Genomic DNA, 20,402 nt, shown 5'->3' with positions numbered 1-20,402 from the left:
GGAGTCTTCAGTTCGTGGAGTTCAAACATTGGGGATGACGTGCAGACCTTTGCGGTGGAGCAAATGGTGGGGAAACTCGACGGCTATTTGGATCGAGAACGGATTTCTCATCAATCCGCATCGGGAATATTGATTGCGAACGGTTGGTGGAAACACAGAGCCTGGGATTTTCCGCCCAAGCCTGGCCTTGTGACAGCTTATGTAGGCGCCCATTTTGCGCTGAGTGAAAGCGCAATACGAGGATTCAAGGATCATTTTGTTGAATCGGCGCCAGTCGGTTGCCGTGATCTTGCAACGCTGGAGTTGATGAAGTCGGTTGGAGTGCCCTGCTATTTGAGCAATTGTTTGACGCTTGGATTGAAGCGCTGGCTAGCGCAGGTTGAAAATGGGCCGGTGCTGGCGGTTGATGTTCCAAAGGGAACAAAGCTTCCCGAGGGCTGCCAGTTGCTGTCTCACCATGGACCCATGAGCAGCCATCCAGTCCATATGAGACCGCTCACGATTTCTCGATTGGAGGCGTATCAAGCTGCGAGTTTGGTGGTGACTAGCCGCTTGCACGTCGCACTGCCGTGTCTCGCGTTCGGAACGCCCCTGATGTTCGTAGTTCCCCAACCCGACGATCCAAGGCTGGGGTGTTTAAAGGAGTTGATTCCTTTTATTGATGTTTCTGAAGGACTACCGGATCAGGGGATTCGCTTGAGTGTGCAAACACGAGATGAGTTGCGCAAAGCTGCTTCCAGTCATCTTTCGTTTGCGGTGAAGGAGGCGGAAGCGCGATTCGCGAAGCTAGGGAGTCGTTCGAGGTTGGCTCGCTCGAACACCACGAAGTGTGACACTTTCCACTCTCCGAGGATTTTTGGCGTCGGGCCAGCCAAGAGTGGAACCCATTCACTTGCGGCTATGTTCGGCAATCCAGTCAGGTCCGAACACGAGTCCAGAGCCGACAAATTGATCCCACTGATCTTGAAGAAATTGACAGGAGAATACGATGCCGGACAACTAAAGCGGTTCCTGCTCAAGACAACCCAGGTACGACTGCTGGATGTCGATTCGTCTCAATTGAATTTCTTTGTTCTAGAGGAACTATTGGAGTCTTTCTCCGGAGCTCGCTTCGTTCTCACCATGAGGGACTGCTACTCATGGCTTGATTCCTTTATCAACGACAGCTTGCGGCGTGATGTCAATGCCAACTGGTTGCGACTCAGGGAGGCGCGATTTAGGCCGGATCTTTTCCCTCTTGAAGGAAATGATGATGAGTTGCTTGCAAACTATGGGCTGTATTCGCTGCGCGGTTATTTGACGTATTGGGAACATCATTACCGGCACGTGTTGGAGACAGTTCCCGCAGACAAACTGTTGGTGGTGAGGACCAGTGATTTGACCGACAGGGCAATGGAGATCGCCGACTTTGCTGAGTTGCCACGCTGGGCCGTGAAATTGGAAGAATGCCACCAATTCAAAAACCCCACGAAGCATGGCGTACTTGCCAAGCTATCGAGAGAGCACGTTGATGCAGTTGTGACCGAATGCTGCCCCTCAATGAAGGCCTATTTTCCGGAGATTGCTTCGATGAAGGATGTAAAGTTGTGAAAGCGCCTCCGGGCGGCTGGACTTAACACACAGTCACACCAGAATGCGGTTGTCGGATATCAACCTCCTACAGACCGTGACGACCCATGAGGTTCTTGAGACGCCCGTCACGCCGAAGTCGGAGGTAGGGGAGAGCGCCTTCGGTATCGGCGTCCCATTTGGGAAGGTGGCCGTCGATTCGATATTGAACTCGAAGTGAGATCGTCACCCCATTTTGAGATTGGCGGTAGGAGTTTAATACCTTGGCATCACTCCGCTAGGAAAGCCCCTTCTGGGCAGCTGACTTTGAAATTTGTCTGCTTCTACATTCTGATTGAGGAGCTTCGTCTCCACCCAATAGGGAGTAATTTCAGAGTAGCGAGGAATGACGGACATCATCTGCGCCATTTGGGGAGGAAACTCCACTTCATGGGAAATGGCGGGTTCAGCTTCAGCATAGCGATGCCGAAGGAGATGTTCCAGGTAGGTGATCCGCATCAAGCGCATGAGATTGGCTTGGTTCTCGAGAACGCGTTGGGATTGGGTCTCCATCTGTTTCATTCCCCCATCCATCAGCTCAATGGCTGATGGCAGGGCCATGAGATACTCCTGCAAATCGGGATCTGTCACAACGGTAGTCTGGAAGTGATCGATGTGATGTTTCCTCGGTTCGTATACCGCTGCGAAGCTTCGCGACCGGAGAGCCTGGTATTTCAACTGGTCATTGATGTTGGCAACCTGTAAGCGTGACGCCCAGTGCCTTATGAGCTCGCTGGCATCATAGATGTCGAGGTTCGAAAGGCTATGACGTCTATGAGTACGACGTCATTGGTTTTGAAACTGGACGGGCTGGGGCGTGTGCGCACCCCGGTGACACGACGAGAGGAATTGCTCGCGGAGTTCGCCCGCAGCGGCCTGAGCGGGGCACGCTTTGCGACCCTGGCTGGCGTGAACTATCAAACCTTCATGAGCTGGGTGCACAAGCAAAACCGCCGCTCGGGCAGAACAGTGTCAGCCCGGCCTTGTGCCGGCGGATGCTGGGGCAAAAGCGTACGAACCGCGCGAAGCTCCACCTTCCTGCATAGGCCCTCTGGTAGTGTACTGCATCGCGGAGCACATGACGCACAAGAAGTACGAGTTAGGAACCCAAGCCCCGTGGCCATGACCTTGAAGACCGAAGGAATGTCGCAAAAGCAGTTCGTGCCTCGGGATGCGCGAATTTTCTCGGACCGTTTTCGCTGTGAGCCATATTTACAACACTTTGAGATGCCCTTTTTGCCACAGGCGCTTGGCTTGGCATGGAGCCGCTGAAGTGGGGCAGTGGTCTTGCGTCAGTCCTGAGTTGCGGCGGGGGTTTTATCAGCCGGACACGAAAGTGCGAGGACGAACACTGTGCAAACTCCGCCAAGTACGACGGATGCGTGTTTAAAAGGCCGTCCGATAAAGCCTGTTTGGCTTTCCGGGCAAAGAATCGCCGTCATGACGTTGTTGACTCCGGGTTTCTGTTGGTCGAACTCCCTTTAATCTCACTGTCCTCCTCGTCTGAGACACCTTCCGCTTCCATGACCAAAGACGTCCCCTTTTCGCGGGAAGCTTGCCGGTTCTCGTTTGATAGTTTTAAGTGCCAGAGGATGCCCTCTGCTAGTTCGACCGGAATCCCCTCCTTCCCATACTCGGATATAACTGCATCTGTCAGTGCAGGAATTTGCTCGCTCCCGTGGACAATCATGTGATTGGTCAAGAGCCGGAAAATTGAATTGGATTGTTCTGCAGCGGGTATGGAGGCCCAAGCGCGCGCTTCTCCGATGCTTCCAAGCTCGTGCTCAGTTGGAGGGAGAATGCCGACGTTGGCTTCCCGCAAAAACTCTCCAATGGGTGCACGAGCCAGCTTCTTTCTGACTTCGGATTTCGAATCGCCGGAGAGGCTTTCCCAAACGCGGCTTTCGCCAATTCGCTCCAGGGCCTCGGCGGTAGGAGGCGGACTATTGTTGAATGCCTCATACGCTGCATTTTTTATCCTGTTTGCACTGGCGGCTATGGCCAGGGCGGCAGACGCATGGTCGTCGCCGTTTGTTCTGGCACTCAATGCTTCCGAGCATAGTTCAAGGAATACCAGAGTTCCTTCAATGGCTCTCTGCATCGCAGACTGAGGTTGGTTTTCGGGTGCGGGAGAGGATGAAGTTGTCACAATCCCCGCGGCGACCAGGTTTGCCGCAAGGCCTGCGAATTCCACTGGGGAAATTCCCGCCCTGATAACACAATTTTCAGTTGTCATGCGCATAGAGTTTGTATGTATGCGAGCGGATGGTTCTGCGCCGCAGCTCCAGGGTTCTCTCCGCGTATTTACCGAGCCACCGGGCAGGGGGGAGACACTCCCGCACCTTCATGCTGTCCTGCTCCCGGCTTCGTCTTTTGGAAACTCCATTCGTTGGTTGTCTGAGCTTCCTTTGAACTCACGCAAAAGAGCGGAGAATACAATGTGGCCCACAATCACCGGCGAGAAGATTATTGTTGCCGCCAACATCACAATTCCGATGATCGGCTTTGGCACGGATTTCATAAGATGGTCAGAATTGGTTTGCCAGTAGGTTTCCAAGTGTTATGCGCGCTCCGCTTCCAGCGCTCGCGGCGGCTGGAAGCGGTCGCAGAGCAAATGGCTCAGTTGACTTTCACTTCGATTTGACGAGGAAGTGCTTTTTCATGTTTGGACACGGTGATGTGCAGCACTCCCTCACTGAATGCGGCACTCACCCTGCCCGGATCCGCGTCTTCAGGGAGGGCGAAAGTTCGGAAGAACGGTCCGTAAGGCCTTTCAAGTCGATGGATCTTCCGACCGTCCTTTTCTTCTTTGGGTTTCCGTTCGCCACTGACGGTGAGCCTCCCGTTCTCCAGAGTAATCTTCACGTCTTCCTTGCGCACCTGCGGCAGTTCGGTGGTGATCAGGTATTCTGAGGGGTCTTCCACGATGTCCACAAGTGGGGCCCACGGTGGGCTTTCCATATCAGGGCCTCCGTTGTTGGCCATGCTTGGAGCGAGGGCGTTGAAGACTCGATTCTGAAGGTTTTCGATCTCCCGAAGAGGGTTCCATCGCATAACTGCATTCATGTCGGTAGCTGAATTAGGTTAGCGGGCTTAGTGGATTACAGACCGCGGCCCGCACCGCGTCTCTGTCTATGCGTTTTGCGCACGAAATGTCCCCAACAGAATTCATGCCAGTGTTGAGCATTTGCAACCACCTCGTTTTGTGGGCTTTATGCATATGGGATGGAGGTGGCTCGGAGTGAAAAATTGTCTCAATCTTGAAACTTTGACTCAATTCGCTTGGGTCATTTTTGCGCGAAGTCTCTCGGGCCGATCTCGGGCCTACCAACGAGACAGGCCAAGGTGCAGGCCTGGGGTTATCAACCACTTTGGCGATCGTGAAAAACCACGCAGATTTCCCAAAGTCTATAGCGAAAGAGGCTTGGGGAACCGGTTCCAGGTTTGCCTTCCCGTCCAAACGCATGCCGAGATGCCGCTGAGTGAAAACTTCACGGCGGATCTGCCAAGGGGAAATGGCGAGCTCGTCCTGGTGGTGGACGATGAAGTCTCGGTTCGGGAGATCACTCATCAGACCCTTGAGGCATTCGACAACAAGGCTACACTCGCATGAGCTGGAGCCGAGGGCCGCCGCCACCTATGCTCTGCATCGCCAAGAGATAGATGTCGTGCTCACTGACATGATGATGCCTCTGATGGACGGGCCAACGATGATTCAGGTGCTTGTGCGCATCAATCCAAAAGTAAAAGTGCTTGCTGCCAGCGGTCTCAACGCTGACGGCGTGGTAGCACGTGAGTCAAACGCAGGGCTCGCATTTTCTGCCCAAGTGGTACATCGCGGGAGCGCTGCTTCGAGCGCTCCGGCAGATTATCTATGGCACTTCCTCCGAATAGGAGGGCTGGCTTAAGTCCCGCGCAGCACTTGGGCGAGAACTGCATTCCGCGAACCCTCTTTGCCCGCTCTCACGCTGTGCTGATCAGGTGTTTTGGTGAGCGGCAAGAATCAATGGAAGTGGAACGGCGGAACTTTTCTGATGGGATCCGCTGGCATGGTTTGACGTGTGCTGCGTTTGCGCAAGCCACGCCCAAGCCCGTTGATGCATCCAGCACTATGTTCTCGCGCGATCTTGCAATGAACGCTCGCTCGTAGGTTGGATTGCACTTGCAACGGGTTCGTCAGCAACCCCAAGTGGATTTTTATGAGCGACAATACTGGGTTATTTATTAAGGGGTTTGGCAGCCCGGAGCACCTGCTACAGGCGATCGTGGACTCATCCGACGATGCCATTGTTTCAAAGGACCTCAACGGTATTGTGACCAGCTGGAACCGGGGGGCGGAACGCATTTTCGGTTATTCTGCCCCTGAAATCATTGGCAAACACATCTCATTGCTGATTCCTAAAGAGAGGCTGGAAGAAGAGCCCCTGATACTCGAACAGCTACGCCGCGGTGAGCGTGTGGACCATTTCGAAACCCAACGCGTCCGCAAGGATGGAGAGATCCGCGAAATCTCCCTCACAATTTCACCCGTTAGAGATAGCACGGGCCGGATTGTTGGTGCGTCCAAGATTGCACGAGACATTACAGCCCAGAAAAAGGCGGCGCTAGCCATTGCTGAAGCAAACGAGCAGACGGAGCGTCAAGGCCGGATGAAAGATGAGTTCCTTGCCACACTGTCCCATGAACTGCGAACCCCTTTGCAATCGATCTTGGGGTGGGTGCAGCTCCTGCTTGCAGGCGATATGGATGAGGTGGAGGTGAGAGAGGGGTTAAATGTGATCAAGCGAAACGCTCAATCCCAGCAGCGAATCATTGAAGATCTTCTGGATATGAACCGGATCCTCTCAGGCAAGGTCCGTCTTGAGGTGGAGCGTGTCGAGCTTGGCCCCATTCTGGAGGCTGCCATGGAAACCGTGAAGCCCGCCGCTGATGCGAAAAACATCCGCATGCATGCTGTTCTTGATGGGCTCCCGAAACTGGTACACGGAGATCCCCAACGCCTCCATCAGGTATTTTGGAATTTGCTCAACAATGCCATAAAGTTCACACCCCGGGCGGGGCGAATTGAGATCCTGCTTCAAAGAGTGAATTCACATTTTGAAACCGCGGTCTCTGATAACGGCGTGGGTATCACGGAGGACTTTCTCCCTTATGTTTTTGACAGGTTTCGTCAGGCGGACGCTTCTTCCACCAGGACCCACGGTGGCTTGGGCCTGGGATTGGCTATCGTAAAACACCTGGTTGAGCTTCATGGCGGAACGGTAGTTGCTAAGAGCGCCGGGCCAGGACGAGGGTCAACCTTCGCGGTCATGCTGCCGATTGCCGCCCTGAAGGAGGGCGAAGGCACGCATGGTCGCGCTCCAGCCCCATCAACAGAGATTCCCCAAAGGTCGTTGCCTCAGCTCTCAGGACTCTCCGTGCTAGTGGTTGAGGACGACGAGGACTCTCGGCATCTTCTCGCGCGGACTCTGAAAAACGCGGGAGCAACGGTGACAACGGCGTGCTCGGCAGATGAAGCGCTTCTGAAGTTCGGGACCTCGGCAACCGATGTGATAGTCAGCGATATCGGCATGCCCGAGAAGGACGGCTATACGTTTATTGAAGCCATCCGTTCCAAGTCTGCTAAAGACGGGGGGAAGGTGCCAGCGGTGGCACTAACCGCATATAGCCGCGTGGAAGACCGAGTCAGAGCACTCTGTGCAGGATTCCAAATCCTCTTGCCCAAGCCCGCGGACTCGTCAGAGCTTGTGGTTACCGTTGCAGCGTTGGCCAAGCAGTTCAAGTGACTTGCCGAAGATCTACCGTTCCTCACCATGCGCGGCGGGGAGTTATTGGGCACGGAGGTCTAGCACTCCGTGAATTCGGGGAAGTACTACCCTGAAAACACTGCCTCGGTTCGTTTCAGATTCGAGTGAAATAGATCCCTTGAGCAAATCTACAAGCCCCGAAACAATGGACAACCCCAGGCCCGATCCGCGAAGTGGCGATGCTGAGGCTACCTGGTAATACTCAGAAAAGATATGTTGGCGGTCCGCCTCAGAAATGCCCAAGCCGGTATCTTCCACAACAATGGCCCAGTCGTTGGTGCTAACGCCCTCGAAGCGGAGATGAACCTCTCCGGTAGGGGTGTACTTGATGGCGTTGGACACGAGATTCTCCGCGATCTGCCTTACACGGAGCTCGTCTGTGTAAATTGTGCCGAGTTCGCCTATGATGGAGGATCTAAAAATTACTCCATTGGCCTCCGCCACCGGGCGGTGTGCAGCTTCGAGGAGCTTGAGAAGCGACCGAGGATCGAACCACGCGGGTTTGGCTACGTTCTGACGTGAAAAGATGAGAGACAGATCAAGCAGGTCGTCAAGAACCTGCTTCATGTGACCGCAGTTGCGGTCGAGGTTTCCCCTCATAAACTCGATCGACTCCGGGTCGTCGCTCGACAGAAGCGCGGATGCCAGACCTACGGAGTTTAGCAAATTGCGAAGCTCATGCGACACAGTGCGGATGAGACGAAGTCGGGCCTCATTCGAGAGCCGGACAGTAGTCTCGCTTTCTTCGGCATACTTTTCGACCGAACGACATTCCAGTTCGTTCAGAAAAGAGTCTGCCGAGCTGCATGCGAGAGAAAATACATCCAGTTCGTTTGGTTTGCCACGTGCAAACTCCCTGACGTTGTCAAACAATACCCTGCGGAGCCTGTAGATTTCCCAAACGAGTTCTTTGTAACTGTATCCTTGGCCCCATCTCTCAGCACCGTGTTTCACGGCATTCCACTTTGCACCGATTCCAGTTTCTTCGTCCCCTGAGCGTAGAACCTGAATGAAGTCCTCCAGAAGCAGGGGAATATGATCTTCAAGGAGATGATCAGAGAGACGGTCCGCGGTCGTGAGGCGGGGGTCTTTCTTAACCTCGTCCACCCACGACCGGACAATGTCACCCGTCCTTTCGGCTAAGAAGGCACCGAGCTGAGAGCGTAGTTGGACTGCATCTATGATCTCCATGCTGTTTATGCGCAGGATCGGGGGCTACTGCCTATATGGCTGTTTCGCAATGTTCTGGCGCCCACGGAGGCGGGGCGTGAGAGGACCTGCTCCTGATACATGTGACATGTTTTATACCAGCAGGACTCGTAGGCTGACGGCTTACTTGGCCATTTGATAGTCAGGTATGGTTCCGGTCTAGTGAGCAGAGATATGAAACGATGCGTCGAAGTCTCCCACGAACAGCATGGCGTACGGGGCAACAACATCTGGCTCAACCCCCGCGAGGAGGCCGCCGGGGTGGCAGGCGCAGGGGGCTTCGGGAGACACCTGGAATGGAGTGATCTCCATTTGGGCGTGTTCGCAGCCCGTTGAGAGGAAAAAATCAGACGTTTGGTCTGTGTGAGGGGCGTTGCCGGATGTCGGGCCGGAGGACCAGGTGGTCTGGTGGATAGCTCCCCTCCCATAGGGGCCTGTGGTTTAGCTGGAGCGAATTCCGGAACATTTCAGCACCTGGAAGCCACGCCACCGCCTGGAGGAGCAACCAGTGGGCCTGCCTGCATGAAAGGCTTACCCCGTTGCCTGCTGGGATGCGCCACTTTCCCAGAAGTGTTCCCGGCATTCCGATTCAAATCTTGGACAAAGCTCGTCGGACCTCACGCTTTCGATTATCGTGTACATCCAGAGCTCTGGCCAACATGCCGCTGAGGGGTAGGGACACTACAAGGAATTCCAAACCCCACAAAGAACCGATAGCCGTCACCAGAAGGGCTATCAGCGACAGCCTCACTGCTCGCTTCGTATTCAAAGGCGCTTCGAAGAAGAGGTCGCGCATGTACATTGCTCCACTAAACTCCAAGCCGGGAGATTTTCAAGGTGGCTGAGCCAGCTCTCACCGCCGCACTACCTCACACACGGAATTAAACCTGGGTCAGATCTCTCCGCAGGACATGACACGGCGGTGAGCTTGACGATCATCGAGAACTGCCGCCGCGGCGAATAGTCCGGATCTATTAGCACGAGAGCCTGAGCAGGGTAAATTGGATCACCGCTCCTTTAGCTGCATCCAGACCGGAGCATGATCGCTGGTTTTTTCCCAGCCGCGGACATGCTTGTCGACTCCCGCCTTCTTCAGACGATTCTCCAGATGACGGTTTAGCAGGAAATGGTCAATGCGCAGGCCCGCGTTCCGAGCATAGGCATTGCGAAAATAGTCCCAGAATGTGTAAATTCTCTCCTGTGGGTGGAGCTTTCGAATGGCATCAGTCCATCCCAGATCGGTAAGACGTTTGAACGCCCTGCGGACCTCAGGACGAAAGAGTGCGTCCTCCTGCCAGCTCTCAGGCTTGTACACATCGATGTCCGCTGGCATGACGTTGAAATCGCCGATGAGCATCACAGGTACATCGTATTTGAGGAGCGCTTTGGAGTGGGTGATGAGCCGTTTGAACCAGGCGAGCTTGTAGTCAAATTTCGGTCCCGGTGCGGGGTTTCCGTTGGGGAGGTAAAGGCATCCAATGACCATGTTGCTGACAATGCCTTCGATGTAGCGGCTGTGACTGTCTTGGGGATCCCCAGGTAACTGTCGCCGCACCTCTTGAATCTTACCGACGCGCGACAGAATGGCGACGCCGTTCCAACTCTTCTGGCCATGCCAGATCGCCTCATAGCCGGCTCTTTGAATGGGCGGGAGGGGGAACTTTTCATGGGGTGCCTTCAGTTCTTGCAGGCAAACAATATCCGGCTCCGCCTCCTTGAGCCAGCGGAGGAGGACGGGGAGCCGACCGTTGATGCCATTCACATTGTAGCTGGCGATCTTCATGAAAGAGATGGCTGGATGCACTACCAGTCCTGTGACTACCAAGGCACCCCAGCTATGATCGGCACTGGTCCACTTCCTGAATGTGGGGAATACATTCCCATGAGACCCCACTCAGAGGGCGGGTAATTGGGAGGAAATGAGGCCGTTCCGCCTTTGAACCACTTCAACCACACGGCACGCGTGGCGAAGCGTCAGAATTACGGCTTGAGATCAGGGGTAGGCCCAACTAAGAGGTAAAATGGCCCGATCACCTTCATCGAATTTAGACAATCTCAGGAAAGCCATCGCTCTAGCCGAACAGATCCAGCAGCTTGAAGGCGATCTGGCAAGAATTCTCGATGGGTCCAGCCTTGCCGCCGAGCCCATCAAGCGTCGCGGTAGGCCGCCAAAGGTGACTGGGGTAAGGGAGGAGAAGCCGAAGCCAACGAGGAAGCGGGTAATGTCTGAGGCGGGCCGGCGACGGATCATCGAAGCCCAAAAGAGAAGATGGGCCGCCAGGAGAAAAGTCAGCTGACAGCAGGTCTGCCATTTGGCCTCTAGAGCTTAGTGCGTCTGAAGGACGCTCAAGTACCTACTCAACGATGATTAAGGGCAGCGACATCCTGTTCTGTATCCACGTCGAAAGCTGCTTCGGGGCACGGAACGAAACCCAACTCCTCAGCAGGTCGCTGACGAATGATCGCTTTTGCGCCGTCGTGACCCTTTAGTAGACGAAGCTGAGCAAAATGTTGTGCGGTAAACAGAACAGGTGGATCAACGATCCTGTTATCGCCATGTCGTGAGGCCACAATGGAACATCCGGCGTCGTGTGGATGGCGGACTAGAGCCCGGAGCATGCACGCCGTGATGGCTGGCTGATCACAGAGTGTAATGATCACAGCATCATGCTCTGCCTCCCGGACGCACTGCATCCCAGTTGCGATGGAGGTGCCCATGCCTTCATCCCATTGGAGATTGAGGACCATAGTGATCGGGAGGCCGAGCAGTGCCTCGCGACACTCAGGCTCCCCAGAGCCCAGAACGACAATCACCGGGCCAAGCGCGGCAGCGAGAGCCGTTTGCGCTGCATGGCGTAGGAGGGTGCCATCCCTATAGCGGAGCAGCTGTTTGGGCCTGCCAAGACGGCTGGAGCTGCCTGCAGCAAGGAGAAGAATGGCTGTGGCGGGCATGGAGACCTCAGGCAGCTTCGCTTTTCGTGAACGCCGTGTCCGCAAGATGAATGGGAATGGCGCGGTCGCGCAAGTGACCACCGTGACGCTGGGCGAGGACGGCGGCCACTTCGGATACAATGGAGAGTGCAATCTCCTCTGGGGATTCACTCCCTAAATCGAGGCCCGCTGGTGCATGCAACGAGGCCAGGCTGTCGGCGAAGCTTGCGCCAAGGCTGAGCAATTCGCCAATGAGCTGTTGATGGCGCCTGCGAGGGCCGAGCAAGCCCACATAAGGCAATTGAAAGGGAACGAGCCGATGGAGAACCGCAAGGTCCCGGCCGAAGTTGTGCGTCATGACCAGGGCGACGGTCTGGGCATCGGGCGTGAAATCTTCTGCGAGATCGGTGGCGTGGGTGAATTGCAGTGTCAGCCAGCCCAGTGTCTGGGCGAGGTGCAGCAGAGGCGATATCTCTGGGCCCGCCCCAAAGAGCAGCAAGCGTACGGGGAGCGGCACGCAGTGTAGAAACGTGCCGTTGCGCTCGGGAACCAGCTCATCGGGAGCGAGCAACGTGGTGCCCAGTTCCTCCCCTTCGTAGCGGGAGCTGAGACGACAGAGGCCTCGATGATCCACTCGATGGCCGAGTTCTGTCAGGAGATTGCCCCTCTCTGCAGCGGGGGGGATGAACTCCACCAGGATGCGCACCGCACCATCGCATCCATACAGGCGGCGGGTATCAAACTCAATTACCCGTGCTGCGGCGCCATCAATGAGCTCCAGGCCGTGCCGCGCGATTTCCTCCTCCAAGCAGCCGCCGCTCAGCACCCCCAGTGTGGTGCCTTGCTCATCCACCAGCATGCGCGCCCCCGGCTTGCGATAGGTGGATCCTCGGGTTTCCACCAGGGTGGCCAGTGCCCATGCCTGCCCGGGGCACTCGCGCACCCGCTCAATGATCTGTCGGAGTTCTTTCATCATGCCTGAGCGGGTGCTCCCAACAGATCTTCAATGGTCACCGGCAGTTTGCGCGCGCGAAAACCCGTGGCGTGGTGAATGGCACTCGTGATAGCGGCGGAGATGCCCGCGAGTCCGATCTCACCGATGCCGCGTGCTCCGAATTCATTCAAGTGGAGGTCGGGGTAGTCGAGGAAAATGACGTCCAGTTTCGGCACATCGGCATTCACCGCCATGATGTAGTCCGCGAGGTTCGAGTTAATGGGGGCGCCGGTGCCGTGCTCGTACTGCGTCTGTTCAAAGAGGGTCATTCCGACGCCCATCACAACGGCCCCTTCGATCTGGTTGCGACCGGCAAGCGGGTTCACAATCCTGCCGGCATCGATGACGGTGAGCACGCGGTTGATCCTGAGGCGCACCGTTTCCGGCTGCCAGGTGACTTCCACAAAATGCGCCCCAAAGGAGTGCGAGGAAAACTGAGGCTTGGGATCCAAGAAATTACCATCAGACGAACCCTGGCCTGAAACGCCCCGCATCTTCGCTTTCTTCAGGATTTCGCCAAAGGGCACGCCCTCTCCGCCGCCCTTGGCCTGCACCTTCCCGTCCTGAAAGGCCAGGCCATCCGGCTTGCTTCCCGCAAACGGGGAACCGGGTGCCTTGGCCGCCACGCCGAGGAGGGATTCGGCCGCCTTTCCCGCCGCAGCCATCACGGCGGGGATGACCGAGGCCGTGGCCATGGAGCCGCCGGAGACCGGTCCCTCCGGCAGGTTGCTGTCCCCCAGGATGACCTCGATCTTCTCAACCGGGATCTGCAGCTTCTCTGCCGTGATCTGGGCCAGCACGGTGTAGGTGCCGGTGCCGATGTCCTGGGTGGCGGTGCTGACGGCGGCAGTGCCATCATCGCGCAGCTCCACACGGGCTGTGCACCCGAAGCGCTTGGCTATCCAGGTGCAGCTCGCCATGCCCCAGCCGAGCGTCAGACCGTCCTGTTTCATTGAACCCACGGCTGGTGTGCGCCGTGCCCAGCCGAACTTCTCCGCACCCGTCGTCAGGCACTCGCGGAGATGCCGGGAGGAGAAGGGCAGCTTGGTGCCCTCGTCGATCTCCGGTTCGTTGGCGAGCCGGAGCTGCACCGGGTCCATCTTCAGCAGATCCGCCAGTTCATTCATCGCAGACTCTGTGGCATAGAGGCCGGGAACGGCACCAGGCCCGCGCATGGAGGTGGGGGTGCCCACATTCCGTCGCGCCAGGGCGGAGGTCACCCGCAGGTTCGGCACGCTGTACATGTGTGGCGTGCCTTCTCCGCAGCTCTCCTCGTAGTCATCGAGCATGGAGGTGTGATTGACATACTCGTGCCGTAGGGAGGTCAGCTTTCCCTCCTGCGTGGCGCTGAGCCTCACGCGCTGCTGGATGAGCGGCCGGTGCCCCACGCACTGGAACATGGAGCGGCGGTTGATCACCAGCTTCACCGGCAGGTTGAGCTGGCGCGCCGCCGCCGCAGCCAGGGCGCAGTGGGTCCACGGCCACAGCTTGCCTCCGAACCCGGAGCCGAGGAACTTGGAAATAACGCGCATGTTCTCCTTCGGCACGCCCAGCATCTGGGCCAGGACGTTGCGCGCATTTACCACGGCCTGGGTGGTGTCATACAAGGTGAAGCCGGTGCCATCCCACACAGCCACCGTGGCGTGGAGCTCGATGGGGTTGTGCGTTTCTGCCGGGAGGAGGTAGGTGGCATCCAGGGTCACTGCGGCCTTTTCAAAGGCGGGCTCCGGATCTCCGCGCTCGCTTTGCACCTTGGGGGATTCCAGATGCTCGGGCTTGGACCCGCCCTTCTTGCGAACCCCGGCGAGACGTTCTACCCCGAGCTCGCGCTCGACATTGGGCTCCTCCCGCCGGTAAGTCACCTTCACCGCATCTGCGGCAGCGCCCGCCTGCTCAAAGGTGTCTGCCACTGCGAGCGCCACATACTGGCCGTAGTAGCGGATGACATCGTCCTCAAAGGGCGGACGCGTCTCATCGATCATGGACAAGTCACCAAAGCTAACCGACACGCGGAAGAGCTTGCCGATGTTCCCCTGGTGATAGATGGCGCGGACACCGGGCATCTTCTCAGCCGTCGCGGTGTCGATCTTCTCAATCTTCCCGTTCGCGATGGTGGCGGACACCGGCACCGCATAGAGCATGCCGGGGAAGTGGTGGTCAGAGCTGTACATCGCCCGGCCGGTGACCTTGAGCGGGCCGTCCACTCTGGGCCGGGCCTTGCCGACGATCTTGGGGGAGGTGAGGGGTTCAGCAGCCATGGCGTGGTTCTCCAAATCATCGAGTGGATCAGGCAGGTTGAGCGGCGAGTTTCAGCGCGTGAATGAGGCAGCGCTTTGCCAGCTCGATCTTGAAGGCGTTCTCGCTCTGCGGGCGTGCGCCCTGCACGGCCATCTCCGCTGCCCGCTGGTAGGTCGTCTCCGTGGCAGGCTGCTCCTCCAGCGCAGCTTCCACCTCCCTGGTGCGCCAGGGTTTCACACCTATGCCGCCCATCGCCACCCGCGCCCGGGTGATCCTGCCCCCGGCCACCGTGAGCACCACGGCGGCGGAGGCCAGGGCGAACTCGTACGACGCACGGTCGCGCAGCTTCAGGTACAGCGATTTGTTTCCTGGTACCGGGGGCGGCAGGGTGACATGCGTGATGAGATCGCCGGGCTGGATCACCGTTTCCTGATGCGGGGTCTCCCCAGGCAGCAGGTGAAACTCGGCAAAGGGAATGGCGCGGACGCCCTTGGGGCCCGTGACATGGATGACGGCCTCCAGCGCGGCCATGGCCACGCACATGTCTGAGGGGTTGTTCGCAATGCAGTGCTCGCTGGTGCCGAGGATGGCCAGATTGCGGTTGTGCCCGTGGATCGCCGCACAGCCGGTGCCGGGCTCACGCTTGTTGCACGGCATGGCGGTATCGCGGAAATAGATGCAACGTGTGCGTTGCAGGAGATTGCCCGCGGTGGTGGCGCGATTCCGCAACTGCGCGGAGGCCCCCTGCAGAATCGCCTGTGAAAGCACAGGATAGTCCCGCAGCACGGCGGGATGATTGGCGAGCGCGGAGTTCCGCACCGTGGCACCAATCTTCAGGCAGCCATCGGGCAGGCTTTCGATTTGATCGAGCGGGAGCCGGTTGATATCGACGACCTTGTCCGGGCCTTCGACATTCAGCTTCATCAGATCCACCAGCGTGGTGCCGCCCGCGAGAAAGCGGACGCTGGCTCCCTGCTGGGCGGTGGGTGACTCAGCCTGCGCGGCGATGGCCACGGCAGAGTCCGGCGGACGGATGAAAGCGAAGGATTTCATGCGCATCAAGCGCTCGGGGCGCGGGCGGGATCGGCATGTTGCCGGGTTTTCTGGATGGCTTCGACAATGTTCGGGTAGGCCCCGCAGCGGCAGATGTTACCGCTCATGGCCTCCTTCACATCGGCGTCAGCAGGACCACAGGATTCTTTCATCAGCGCGACGGCGGACATGATTTGGCCGGAGGTGCAGTATCCGCACTGGTAGCCATCGCAGGAGAGAAATGCGGCCTGCATGGGGTGCAGGCGGCCGGGTTCACCCAGACCTTCTATGGTGGAGATCTGGTCCCCCTCCACCGAGAGCGCAAGACAGAGGCAGGCGTTGGCGCGTTCGCCATTCACATGCACCGTGCACGCACCGCACTGGCCATGATCGCATCCTTTCTTAGTGCCCGTGAGATGCAGCGTCTCACGGAGGGTATCCAGCAGGGTGCTGCGTGGATCGATCTGCACCGTGTGCTTCTTGCCGTTCACCGTGAGATTGACCTCCATAAACCCTTCGGGGGGATTTCCAGCGGCAGGTTTCACTTCGGCGGCCTCTGCGAGTGGGGAAGTCAACATCACGGAACTCGCGGCAATGCCTGACGTTCCAAAGTGTGAGATGAAATCCCGACGCGAAAATTTGCTAGCACCCTCAGGGTGTTCATTCCTCGCTTGAGGACTGGGCTCCTTGTCCGCTTTCATGGCAGGCTCCTTGAGACCATGATACGGTGCCTGTGAGGCGTGTGCGTGTATGACGAATCTGAATTGCACATATTGTCGCCTCATCGAGTTTTCTAGAGGCGTGGTTGGGATAGTTATTGCGAGAGAGTCGCACCAGCGGTCTCGGACAACGTTGGTGATGCTGCCCGCGTCACTTCCTTTTGTCGTTGCGTCTATTGCTTGATACTAGGCGTGGGTGCGGTCTTGGCAATGAGCCCTTCATTCTTCAGTTCTGTCCAAAACGCGGCAGGGATCTGCGCTTTCATCGAGGTCGCGTTCTCTGTCACTTGCTGGGCGCTGCGTGCCCCGGGGATGGTGGCGGATACGGTGGGTGGAGCGGCCGTAAACTGCAGGGCAGCGGTGCGCAGGTCGGTACCATGTTTGTTGGCAAGGGTGCTGATGCGGGCACGTTTCTCCTTGAAGCTCTCGGGCATCTTTCCGCTATAGTCATAGCGATCCAAGCCAGCCAGGAAGCCCGCGTTTAACGGTGCTCCCACTACGATGGAAACTCCGCGGTCATCACAGGCAGGGAAAAGCCGATTTAGGGCATCCTCGTGATGCATCAGCGAGTATTGTGTGGCGGAGAGGAAGATGTCGGGATCGGCCACCTTCAGCGTTGCCAGCGCGGGCTCGATCGTGTTGACGCCCAAGCCCCATGCTTTGATGAGACCCTCCTCGCGCATCTTGGTTAATGCAGGCATCGCGCCTTTCGCGGCGATGTTGAATTGCTCTGTCCAGCGTTCTCCCAGATCGCCATTGTCAGGAGATAGGTCGTGAATGAAGACGATGTCGATGCTCTCTACGCCGAGCCGTTGCAGACTGTCCTCGATGGAACGGCGGACTCCGTCGGCGGTGTAGTCATAGGTGTGGACGAACGGGGAGGGTTCCTTCCACAACAACTTGTCGCGTGGCTTCCCGGCTTTCAGCAGGCGGCCCACCTTGGTCGATATCACGTAGTCTTCACGCTTTTGGTTGTGCAGGAAGTGGCCGAAGCGGCGTTCGCTCAGGCCGAGACCATACCATGGGGAGGTGTCGAAGTAGCGCACGCCACTGGCCCATGCTGCTGCCAAAGTTTCTTCTGCTTGCGAGTCAGAGGTGGGCTTGAATCCGTTGCCAATCGCGACCCCACCAAGGCCAAAACGATGGGGTGGCCGATAATGTGTGCTCTGGGTGGACGCAGCGCCAGAGGCTGCTTGAGCACTGGCTGTGGCCACCATGGCAGCGGAGCCGAGGGCCGTGGCGGCAAGGAAATTACGTCGGGTGGTGTTCTGTGATTTCATGATGGGGATCAGTGCCTCGGAGAGGGTTTATCTCGGTCATCCGGCTATACGCTCTGAAAAAGATGAAAACCCGCAGTGCAAACTGCGGGTTTTGTAGTGCGAGTGTGACTTATTTGCCGTCACGATCTGCATCACCTGGCAGGGCCCGTTCCACTCTGTCCCAGGCGGCTCGTGAGGCGTGTCTGGCTTTGTCCCAGGCGAGCCGGGACTTTCCTTTCACGGAGTCCCAGTTTCGTTCGAGATCGGTCTCCGCCTCGTTGTATGACGTATACTTGCCCGAGCGATAGCTTTCGTATCCGGTCCGGTAAGCTGGTCCCAGATCATCGTAGGTGGCATCGGCGTCCACATAGTCCTGACTGCGGTAGTTCTCGGTCCAGTAGGCGTCTTCAACAGTGGGATCCACCGCTTCTGCGACCCCTTTGCCTGCGAGGCCACCTGCCACGGCGCCGATCACGCCACCCACGGCCACGCCCACCGGGCCCGCGGCTGAGCCAATGGCAGCGCCGGCTGCCGCACCTCCTGCCGCTCCGACGCCCGTGCCGATGGGATGGGCGCCAGGCTCACCCGTGATGGGATCTTCGTTGCGGTCGCGGTCGAACTGATTCTGGCTTTGTGATTGTGAAGTGCTCATAGGATTTTTTTCCAGTAGATGGTTAGTTCTGATTTTTCCTCCGGGGCTACGCAACCCGGCTGCGGCCGGTAATCAGCCGGTAGATGATCAACAGGAGAATAGAACCGATTACGGAGGCGATGAACCCCACGGGTTCCCCTTCATTGTACCAGCCGAGCGAGCGGCCCAGGAAGCCAGCGACGAGTGCGCCCACGACACCGATCACCATGGTGACAAAGATGCCGCCGGGATCTTTTCCAGGCATCAGGAGCTTGGCGACTGCTCCGACGATAAGGCCGATGATCAACATCCAGATGAATGACATATTTTTGAGTGTTTGAATTTGGGCTGGATTGGGTCCAGTGCCATGAGATCGGGGTGTTATGGTGCCCCGCGCCTACATTATTTTTTACGCGGGATGAATCTGGAGTAGGCTCATTGAACCGCCATTGTGTTTCGGTGGCGCAGTTTCGAATCGTCGCCCACGGGGGTTGGTTGCAGATCAGGCAGAGAGGGGGGGCACACGAAGCACGCCGTTCTCAAGAATCTTCGCCCTCAATCCGCCGCGGAACTGCGCTTTCATAAAGGTTTCAGTCCCGGGGGCTACGGCGCGGTCCATCCAATGACAGGGTTTGCACTCCTGGCTTCCCTCGAAGAGGACTCCTTGAAAGATAAAGCGTCTGCCAAGGCAGGCCCGGAGATCGAGTCCTTCAACAATCAGGTTTCGCCGGAAGACGGAGGCTGGCAACTTGGGGAGCTTGAAGAGGTCCCGTATCTCCTGCAGGGTGCACCTGCCTGCCACAGGTGAATGAGTATCGGCACCATGGTTTGGCCTGATGGCCAGTTCAGGGAATGCGCGGAGGGCTTGCAGCGAGGGGGGGGCGATGCAATGGTCATGGAGTGGTCCGTTGACCTGATGGTAACTCCATACGCCCGCCGTGAATCGATGTGCGAACTCTGAGTATGAACTCGAAACGTCACCTCATTGAACCCCACAGCGGCGACAAGCGGTATGTGCGCCGGAACTCGCAAGGACAGTTCTCCGAATCAGACGACGTGGGCCGGTCCCTGTCGTCGGACCGCCGGCGAAAGGCCCGGACAAAAGCGGACAAGGGCCAGGGAGACAAAGGTGACTGATGAGGCACATTCCCATGAACCCCTTTGTCGTTCCAAGCAGGGAAGTGGAGGCTGTTCAACTGATGCTCGCCGAGGTGGCACCGGATACCGGAGTGCTGCTTAAGGATGCCCGGACATCGGTCTCGATTGAATCGCCCGCAGACGGGCCGCCTTCCGACGTCTTGCTGAAGTGCTCCGATCAGTTTCTGGAGGTAGTCTGGATGGCGCTGAAAGACCATTCCGCAGATGTCTCTCCCGAAGCTTCCTACAACGGGATCTTGGTCGCGGACCTTGTGGAGTGTGTGGAGACCTGGATGAGCAAATGGAGTGATTCGAATCATGCCACGCCCTGAGAGTGAAACAGGGTCGTGGGAACTCTGAGCGAGGCTGCGCACAATGTATGGACACCATCCCATCCACCATGGCTCCGGCGGGAATAAAAGGCTGGGCCGGGCTGTTGAAAGCCACGGTCAACGACTGGAGTAAAGACAACGCCCTGCGCCTGAGTGCGGCCCTGGCTTACTACTCCGTGTTCTCCATCGCCCCTTTGCTCATCATCGCCCTGGCGATCGCGGGACTGGTGCTGGACGATGAAGCGGCGACGGGCGAGCTCTACAGGACCATTGAGGGATACGTGGGGAAGCAGGCCGCGGCAGGTGTGCAAACCATGGTGGAGAGTGCCTCCAAGCCCTCGAGTGGGGTGGTGGCTGCGCTCGTGGGAGCGGCCACCCTGCTGATGGGTGCCTCCGGGGTACTTGGTCAGTGAAAGATGCTCTTAACACCATCTGGGATGTCACCGGATGAAGGAGAGCAGATCTTAAATCACCGTCGGGAGAGCGTAAAGAGAGGTATGCCTCA

The 20,402-nt window shown here is 57.6% G+C and carries 21 protein-coding genes; 7 read left to right on the top strand and 14 right to left on the bottom strand.

What is annotated here, in order from left to right; all coding sequences use genetic code 11:
• Positions 1-39: 39 nt before the first annotated feature.
• Positions 40-1,590 (top strand): sulfotransferase, encoded by a 1,551-nt coding sequence (locus BV106_RS02710; protein WP_265595271.1) that lies wholly within the window; start codon positions 40-42, stop codon positions 1,588-1,590.
• Between the two features lie 234 nt (positions 1,591-1,824).
• Here the strand turns inward: BV106_RS02710 and BV106_RS02705 are convergent, their stop codons facing one another.
• The 4 genes from BV106_RS02705 to BV106_RS02695 all read right to left on the bottom strand — a co-directional run bounded on the left by BV106_RS02705 (position 1,825) and on the right by BV106_RS02695 (position 4,674).
• Positions 1,825-2,199, bottom strand: a complete 375-nt coding sequence (locus BV106_RS02705) for a hypothetical protein (protein WP_038160095.1) — start codon at positions 2,197-2,199, stop codon at positions 1,825-1,827.
• A gap of 847 nt (positions 2,200-3,046) precedes the next feature.
• Positions 3,047-3,844 (bottom strand): hypothetical protein, encoded by a 798-nt coding sequence (locus tag BV106_RS02700; protein WP_265595270.1) that lies wholly within the window; start codon positions 3,842-3,844, stop codon positions 3,047-3,049.
• A 108-nt stretch (positions 3,845-3,952) separates the two neighbouring features.
• Positions 3,953-4,129, bottom strand: coding sequence for a hypothetical protein (locus BV106_RS38025; protein WP_265595269.1), 177 nt, complete (start codon positions 4,127-4,129; stop codon positions 3,953-3,955).
• Between the two features lie 98 nt (positions 4,130-4,227).
• On the bottom strand, positions 4,228-4,674 hold the full coding sequence (locus tag BV106_RS02695; protein WP_038160091.1) for an Hsp20/alpha crystallin family protein: 447 nt from the start codon (positions 4,672-4,674) through the stop codon (positions 4,228-4,230).
• A gap of 406 nt (positions 4,675-5,080) precedes the next feature.
• Between BV106_RS02695 and BV106_RS38020 the strand changes: the two genes are divergently transcribed.
• Together BV106_RS38020 and BV106_RS02690 are read left to right on the top strand one after the other, a co-directional pair.
• Positions 5,081-5,221 (top strand): hypothetical protein, encoded by a 141-nt coding sequence (locus tag BV106_RS38020; RefSeq protein WP_265593707.1) that lies wholly within the window; start codon positions 5,081-5,083, stop codon positions 5,219-5,221.
• Between the two features lie 586 nt (positions 5,222-5,807).
• Positions 5,808-7,394, top strand: a complete 1,587-nt coding sequence (locus BV106_RS02690; RefSeq protein WP_051944858.1) for a PAS domain S-box protein — start codon at positions 5,808-5,810, stop codon at positions 7,392-7,394.
• A gap of 42 nt (positions 7,395-7,436) precedes the next feature.
• Here BV106_RS02690 and BV106_RS02685 read toward each other — a convergent pair whose 3' ends face one another.
• Positions 7,437-8,606, bottom strand: coding sequence for a sensor histidine kinase (locus tag BV106_RS02685; RefSeq protein WP_038160089.1), 1,170 nt, complete (start codon positions 8,604-8,606; stop codon positions 7,437-7,439).
• Between the two features lie 192 nt (positions 8,607-8,798).
• Between BV106_RS02685 and BV106_RS38015 the strand changes: the two genes are divergently transcribed.
• Positions 8,799-8,960, top strand: a complete 162-nt coding sequence (locus BV106_RS38015; RefSeq protein ID WP_265595268.1) for a hypothetical protein — start codon at positions 8,799-8,801, stop codon at positions 8,958-8,960.
• Between the two features lie 670 nt (positions 8,961-9,630).
• On the opposite strand, the gene xth is transcribed toward BV106_RS38015, so the two are convergent.
• From xth to BV106_RS02630, 9 genes are all read right to left on the bottom strand, one after another.
• Positions 9,631-10,407 carry an exodeoxyribonuclease III gene (xth, locus tag BV106_RS02675; RefSeq protein ID WP_038160083.1) on the bottom strand — a complete coding sequence of 259 codons (777 nt, stop codon included), beginning with the start codon at positions 10,405-10,407 and terminating at the stop codon, positions 9,631-9,633.
• 575 nt (positions 10,408-10,982) lie between these two features.
• Positions 10,983-11,576 carry a nucleotidyltransferase family protein gene (locus BV106_RS02665; protein ID WP_038160078.1) on the bottom strand — a complete coding sequence of 198 codons (594 nt, stop codon included), beginning with the start codon at positions 11,574-11,576 and terminating at the stop codon, positions 10,983-10,985.
• Positions 11,577-11,583: 7 nt separating this feature from the next.
• On the bottom strand, positions 11,584-12,531 hold the full coding sequence (locus BV106_RS34970) for an XdhC family protein (protein ID WP_081891476.1): 948 nt from the start codon (positions 12,529-12,531) through the stop codon (positions 11,584-11,586).
• Positions 12,528-14,807, bottom strand: a complete 2,280-nt coding sequence (locus BV106_RS02655; RefSeq protein WP_038160069.1) for a xanthine dehydrogenase family protein molybdopterin-binding subunit — start codon at positions 14,805-14,807, stop codon at positions 12,528-12,530. The genes BV106_RS34970 and BV106_RS02655 overlap by 4 nt, the downstream gene beginning before the upstream one ends.
• Positions 14,808-14,835: 28 nt before the next feature.
• Complete coding sequence (locus BV106_RS02650) at positions 14,836-15,840, bottom strand: xanthine dehydrogenase family protein subunit M (protein ID WP_038160066.1); 1,005 nt, start codon at positions 15,838-15,840, stop codon at positions 14,836-14,838.
• A gap of 5 nt (positions 15,841-15,845) precedes the next feature.
• The gene (locus BV106_RS02645; RefSeq protein WP_265595267.1) at positions 15,846-16,397 is read right to left on the bottom strand and encodes a (2Fe-2S)-binding protein; all 552 of its coding nucleotides are present in this window, start codon (positions 16,395-16,397) and stop codon (positions 15,846-15,848) included.
• A 314-nt stretch (positions 16,398-16,711) separates the two neighbouring features.
• The gene (locus BV106_RS02640; RefSeq protein WP_038160060.1) at positions 16,712-17,818 is read right to left on the bottom strand and encodes an aldo/keto reductase; all 1,107 of its coding nucleotides are present in this window, start codon (positions 17,816-17,818) and stop codon (positions 16,712-16,714) included.
• A gap of 109 nt (positions 17,819-17,927) precedes the next feature.
• Positions 17,928-18,449: a hypothetical protein gene (locus tag BV106_RS02635; RefSeq protein ID WP_038160057.1), complete on the bottom strand. Its 522-nt coding sequence runs from the start codon at positions 18,447-18,449 to the stop codon at positions 17,928-17,930.
• Positions 18,450-18,495: 46 nt separating this feature from the next.
• Positions 18,496-18,753, bottom strand: coding sequence for a GlsB/YeaQ/YmgE family stress response membrane protein (locus tag BV106_RS02630; RefSeq protein WP_038160054.1), 258 nt, complete (start codon positions 18,751-18,753; stop codon positions 18,496-18,498).
• 638 nt (positions 18,754-19,391) lie between these two features.
• Here BV106_RS02630 and BV106_RS38010 point away from each other — a divergent pair.
• Genes BV106_RS38010 through BV106_RS02615 form a run of 3 tightly spaced genes read left to right on the top strand, consistent with a single transcriptional unit; the run spans position 19,392 to position 20,310 of the window.
• The gene (locus BV106_RS38010) at positions 19,392-19,565 is read left to right on the top strand and encodes a hypothetical protein (RefSeq protein ID WP_265593702.1); all 174 of its coding nucleotides are present in this window, start codon (positions 19,392-19,394) and stop codon (positions 19,563-19,565) included.
• A gap of 14 nt (positions 19,566-19,579) precedes the next feature.
• Complete coding sequence (locus tag BV106_RS02620) at positions 19,580-19,897, top strand: hypothetical protein (protein ID WP_038160050.1); 318 nt, start codon at positions 19,580-19,582, stop codon at positions 19,895-19,897.
• Between the two features lie 47 nt (positions 19,898-19,944).
• Complete coding sequence (locus tag BV106_RS02615; RefSeq protein WP_051944853.1) at positions 19,945-20,310, top strand: YhjD/YihY/BrkB family envelope integrity protein; 366 nt, start codon at positions 19,945-19,947, stop codon at positions 20,308-20,310.
• Positions 20,311-20,402: the final 92 nt, after the last annotated feature.

This window comes from Verrucomicrobium sp. BvORR106 (assembly GCF_000739655.1).
GTDB lineage: Bacteria > Verrucomicrobiota > Verrucomicrobiia > Verrucomicrobiales > Verrucomicrobiaceae > Verrucomicrobium.
Note: the sequence above shows the minus strand (reverse complement) of the source record. Positions and strands in the feature narration are given on the sequence as shown.

What these genes read in the sequence shown, in the direction of transcription:
- BV106_RS02690 (WP_051944858.1), top strand. Translation starts at nt 5,808, where the DNA reads ATGAGCGACAATACTGGGTTATTTATTAAGGGGTTTGGCAGCCCGGAG.
- BV106_RS02620 (WP_038160050.1), top strand. Translation starts at nt 19,580, where the DNA reads ATGAACCCCTTTGTCGTTCCAAGCAGGGAAGTGGAGGCTGTTCAACTG.
- BV106_RS02640 (WP_038160060.1), bottom strand. Translation starts at nt 17,818, where the DNA reads ATGAAATCACAGAACACCACCCGACGTAATTTCCTTGCCGCCACGGCC.
- BV106_RS02615 (WP_051944853.1), top strand. Translation starts at nt 19,945, where the DNA reads ATGGACACCATCCCATCCACCATGGCTCCGGCGGGAATAAAAGGCTGG.
- BV106_RS02685 (WP_038160089.1), bottom strand. Translation starts at nt 8,606, where the DNA reads ATGGAGATCATAGATGCAGTCCAACTACGCTCTCAGCTCGGTGCCTTC.
- BV106_RS02650 (WP_038160066.1), bottom strand. Translation starts at nt 15,840, where the DNA reads ATGAAATCCTTCGCTTTCATCCGTCCGCCGGACTCTGCCGTGGCCATC.
- BV106_RS02630 (WP_038160054.1), bottom strand. Translation starts at nt 18,753, where the DNA reads ATGTCATTCATCTGGATGTTGATCATCGGCCTTATCGTCGGAGCAGTC.
- BV106_RS02635 (WP_038160057.1), bottom strand. Translation starts at nt 18,449, where the DNA reads ATGAGCACTTCACAATCACAAAGCCAGAATCAGTTCGACCGCGACCGC.
- BV106_RS38015 (WP_265595268.1), top strand. Translation starts at nt 8,799, where the DNA reads ATGAAACGATGCGTCGAAGTCTCCCACGAACAGCATGGCGTACGGGGC.
- BV106_RS02645 (WP_265595267.1), bottom strand. Translation starts at nt 16,397, where the DNA reads ATGTTGACTTCCCCACTCGCAGAGGCCGCCGAAGTGAAACCTGCCGCT.
- BV106_RS34970 (WP_081891476.1), bottom strand. Translation starts at nt 12,531, where the DNA reads ATGATGAAAGAACTCCGACAGATCATTGAGCGGGTGCGCGAGTGCCCC.
- BV106_RS02655 (WP_038160069.1), bottom strand. Translation starts at nt 14,807, where the DNA reads ATGGCTGCTGAACCCCTCACCTCCCCCAAGATCGTCGGCAAGGCCCGG.
- xth (WP_038160083.1), bottom strand. Translation starts at nt 10,407, where the DNA reads ATGAAGATCGCCAGCTACAATGTGAATGGCATCAACGGTCGGCTCCCC.
- BV106_RS38020 (WP_265593707.1), top strand. Translation starts at nt 5,081, where the DNA reads ATGCCGCTGAGTGAAAACTTCACGGCGGATCTGCCAAGGGGAAATGGC.
- BV106_RS02695 (WP_038160091.1), bottom strand. Translation starts at nt 4,674, where the DNA reads ATGAATGCAGTTATGCGATGGAACCCTCTTCGGGAGATCGAAAACCTT.
- BV106_RS38010 (WP_265593702.1), top strand. Translation starts at nt 19,392, where the DNA reads ATGAACTCGAAACGTCACCTCATTGAACCCCACAGCGGCGACAAGCGG.
- BV106_RS38025 (WP_265595269.1), bottom strand. Translation starts at nt 4,129, where the DNA reads ATGAAATCCGTGCCAAAGCCGATCATCGGAATTGTGATGTTGGCGGCA.
- BV106_RS02665 (WP_038160078.1), bottom strand. Translation starts at nt 11,576, where the DNA reads ATGCCCGCCACAGCCATTCTTCTCCTTGCTGCAGGCAGCTCCAGCCGT.
- BV106_RS02700 (WP_265595270.1), bottom strand. Translation starts at nt 3,844, where the DNA reads ATGACAACTGAAAATTGTGTTATCAGGGCGGGAATTTCCCCAGTGGAA.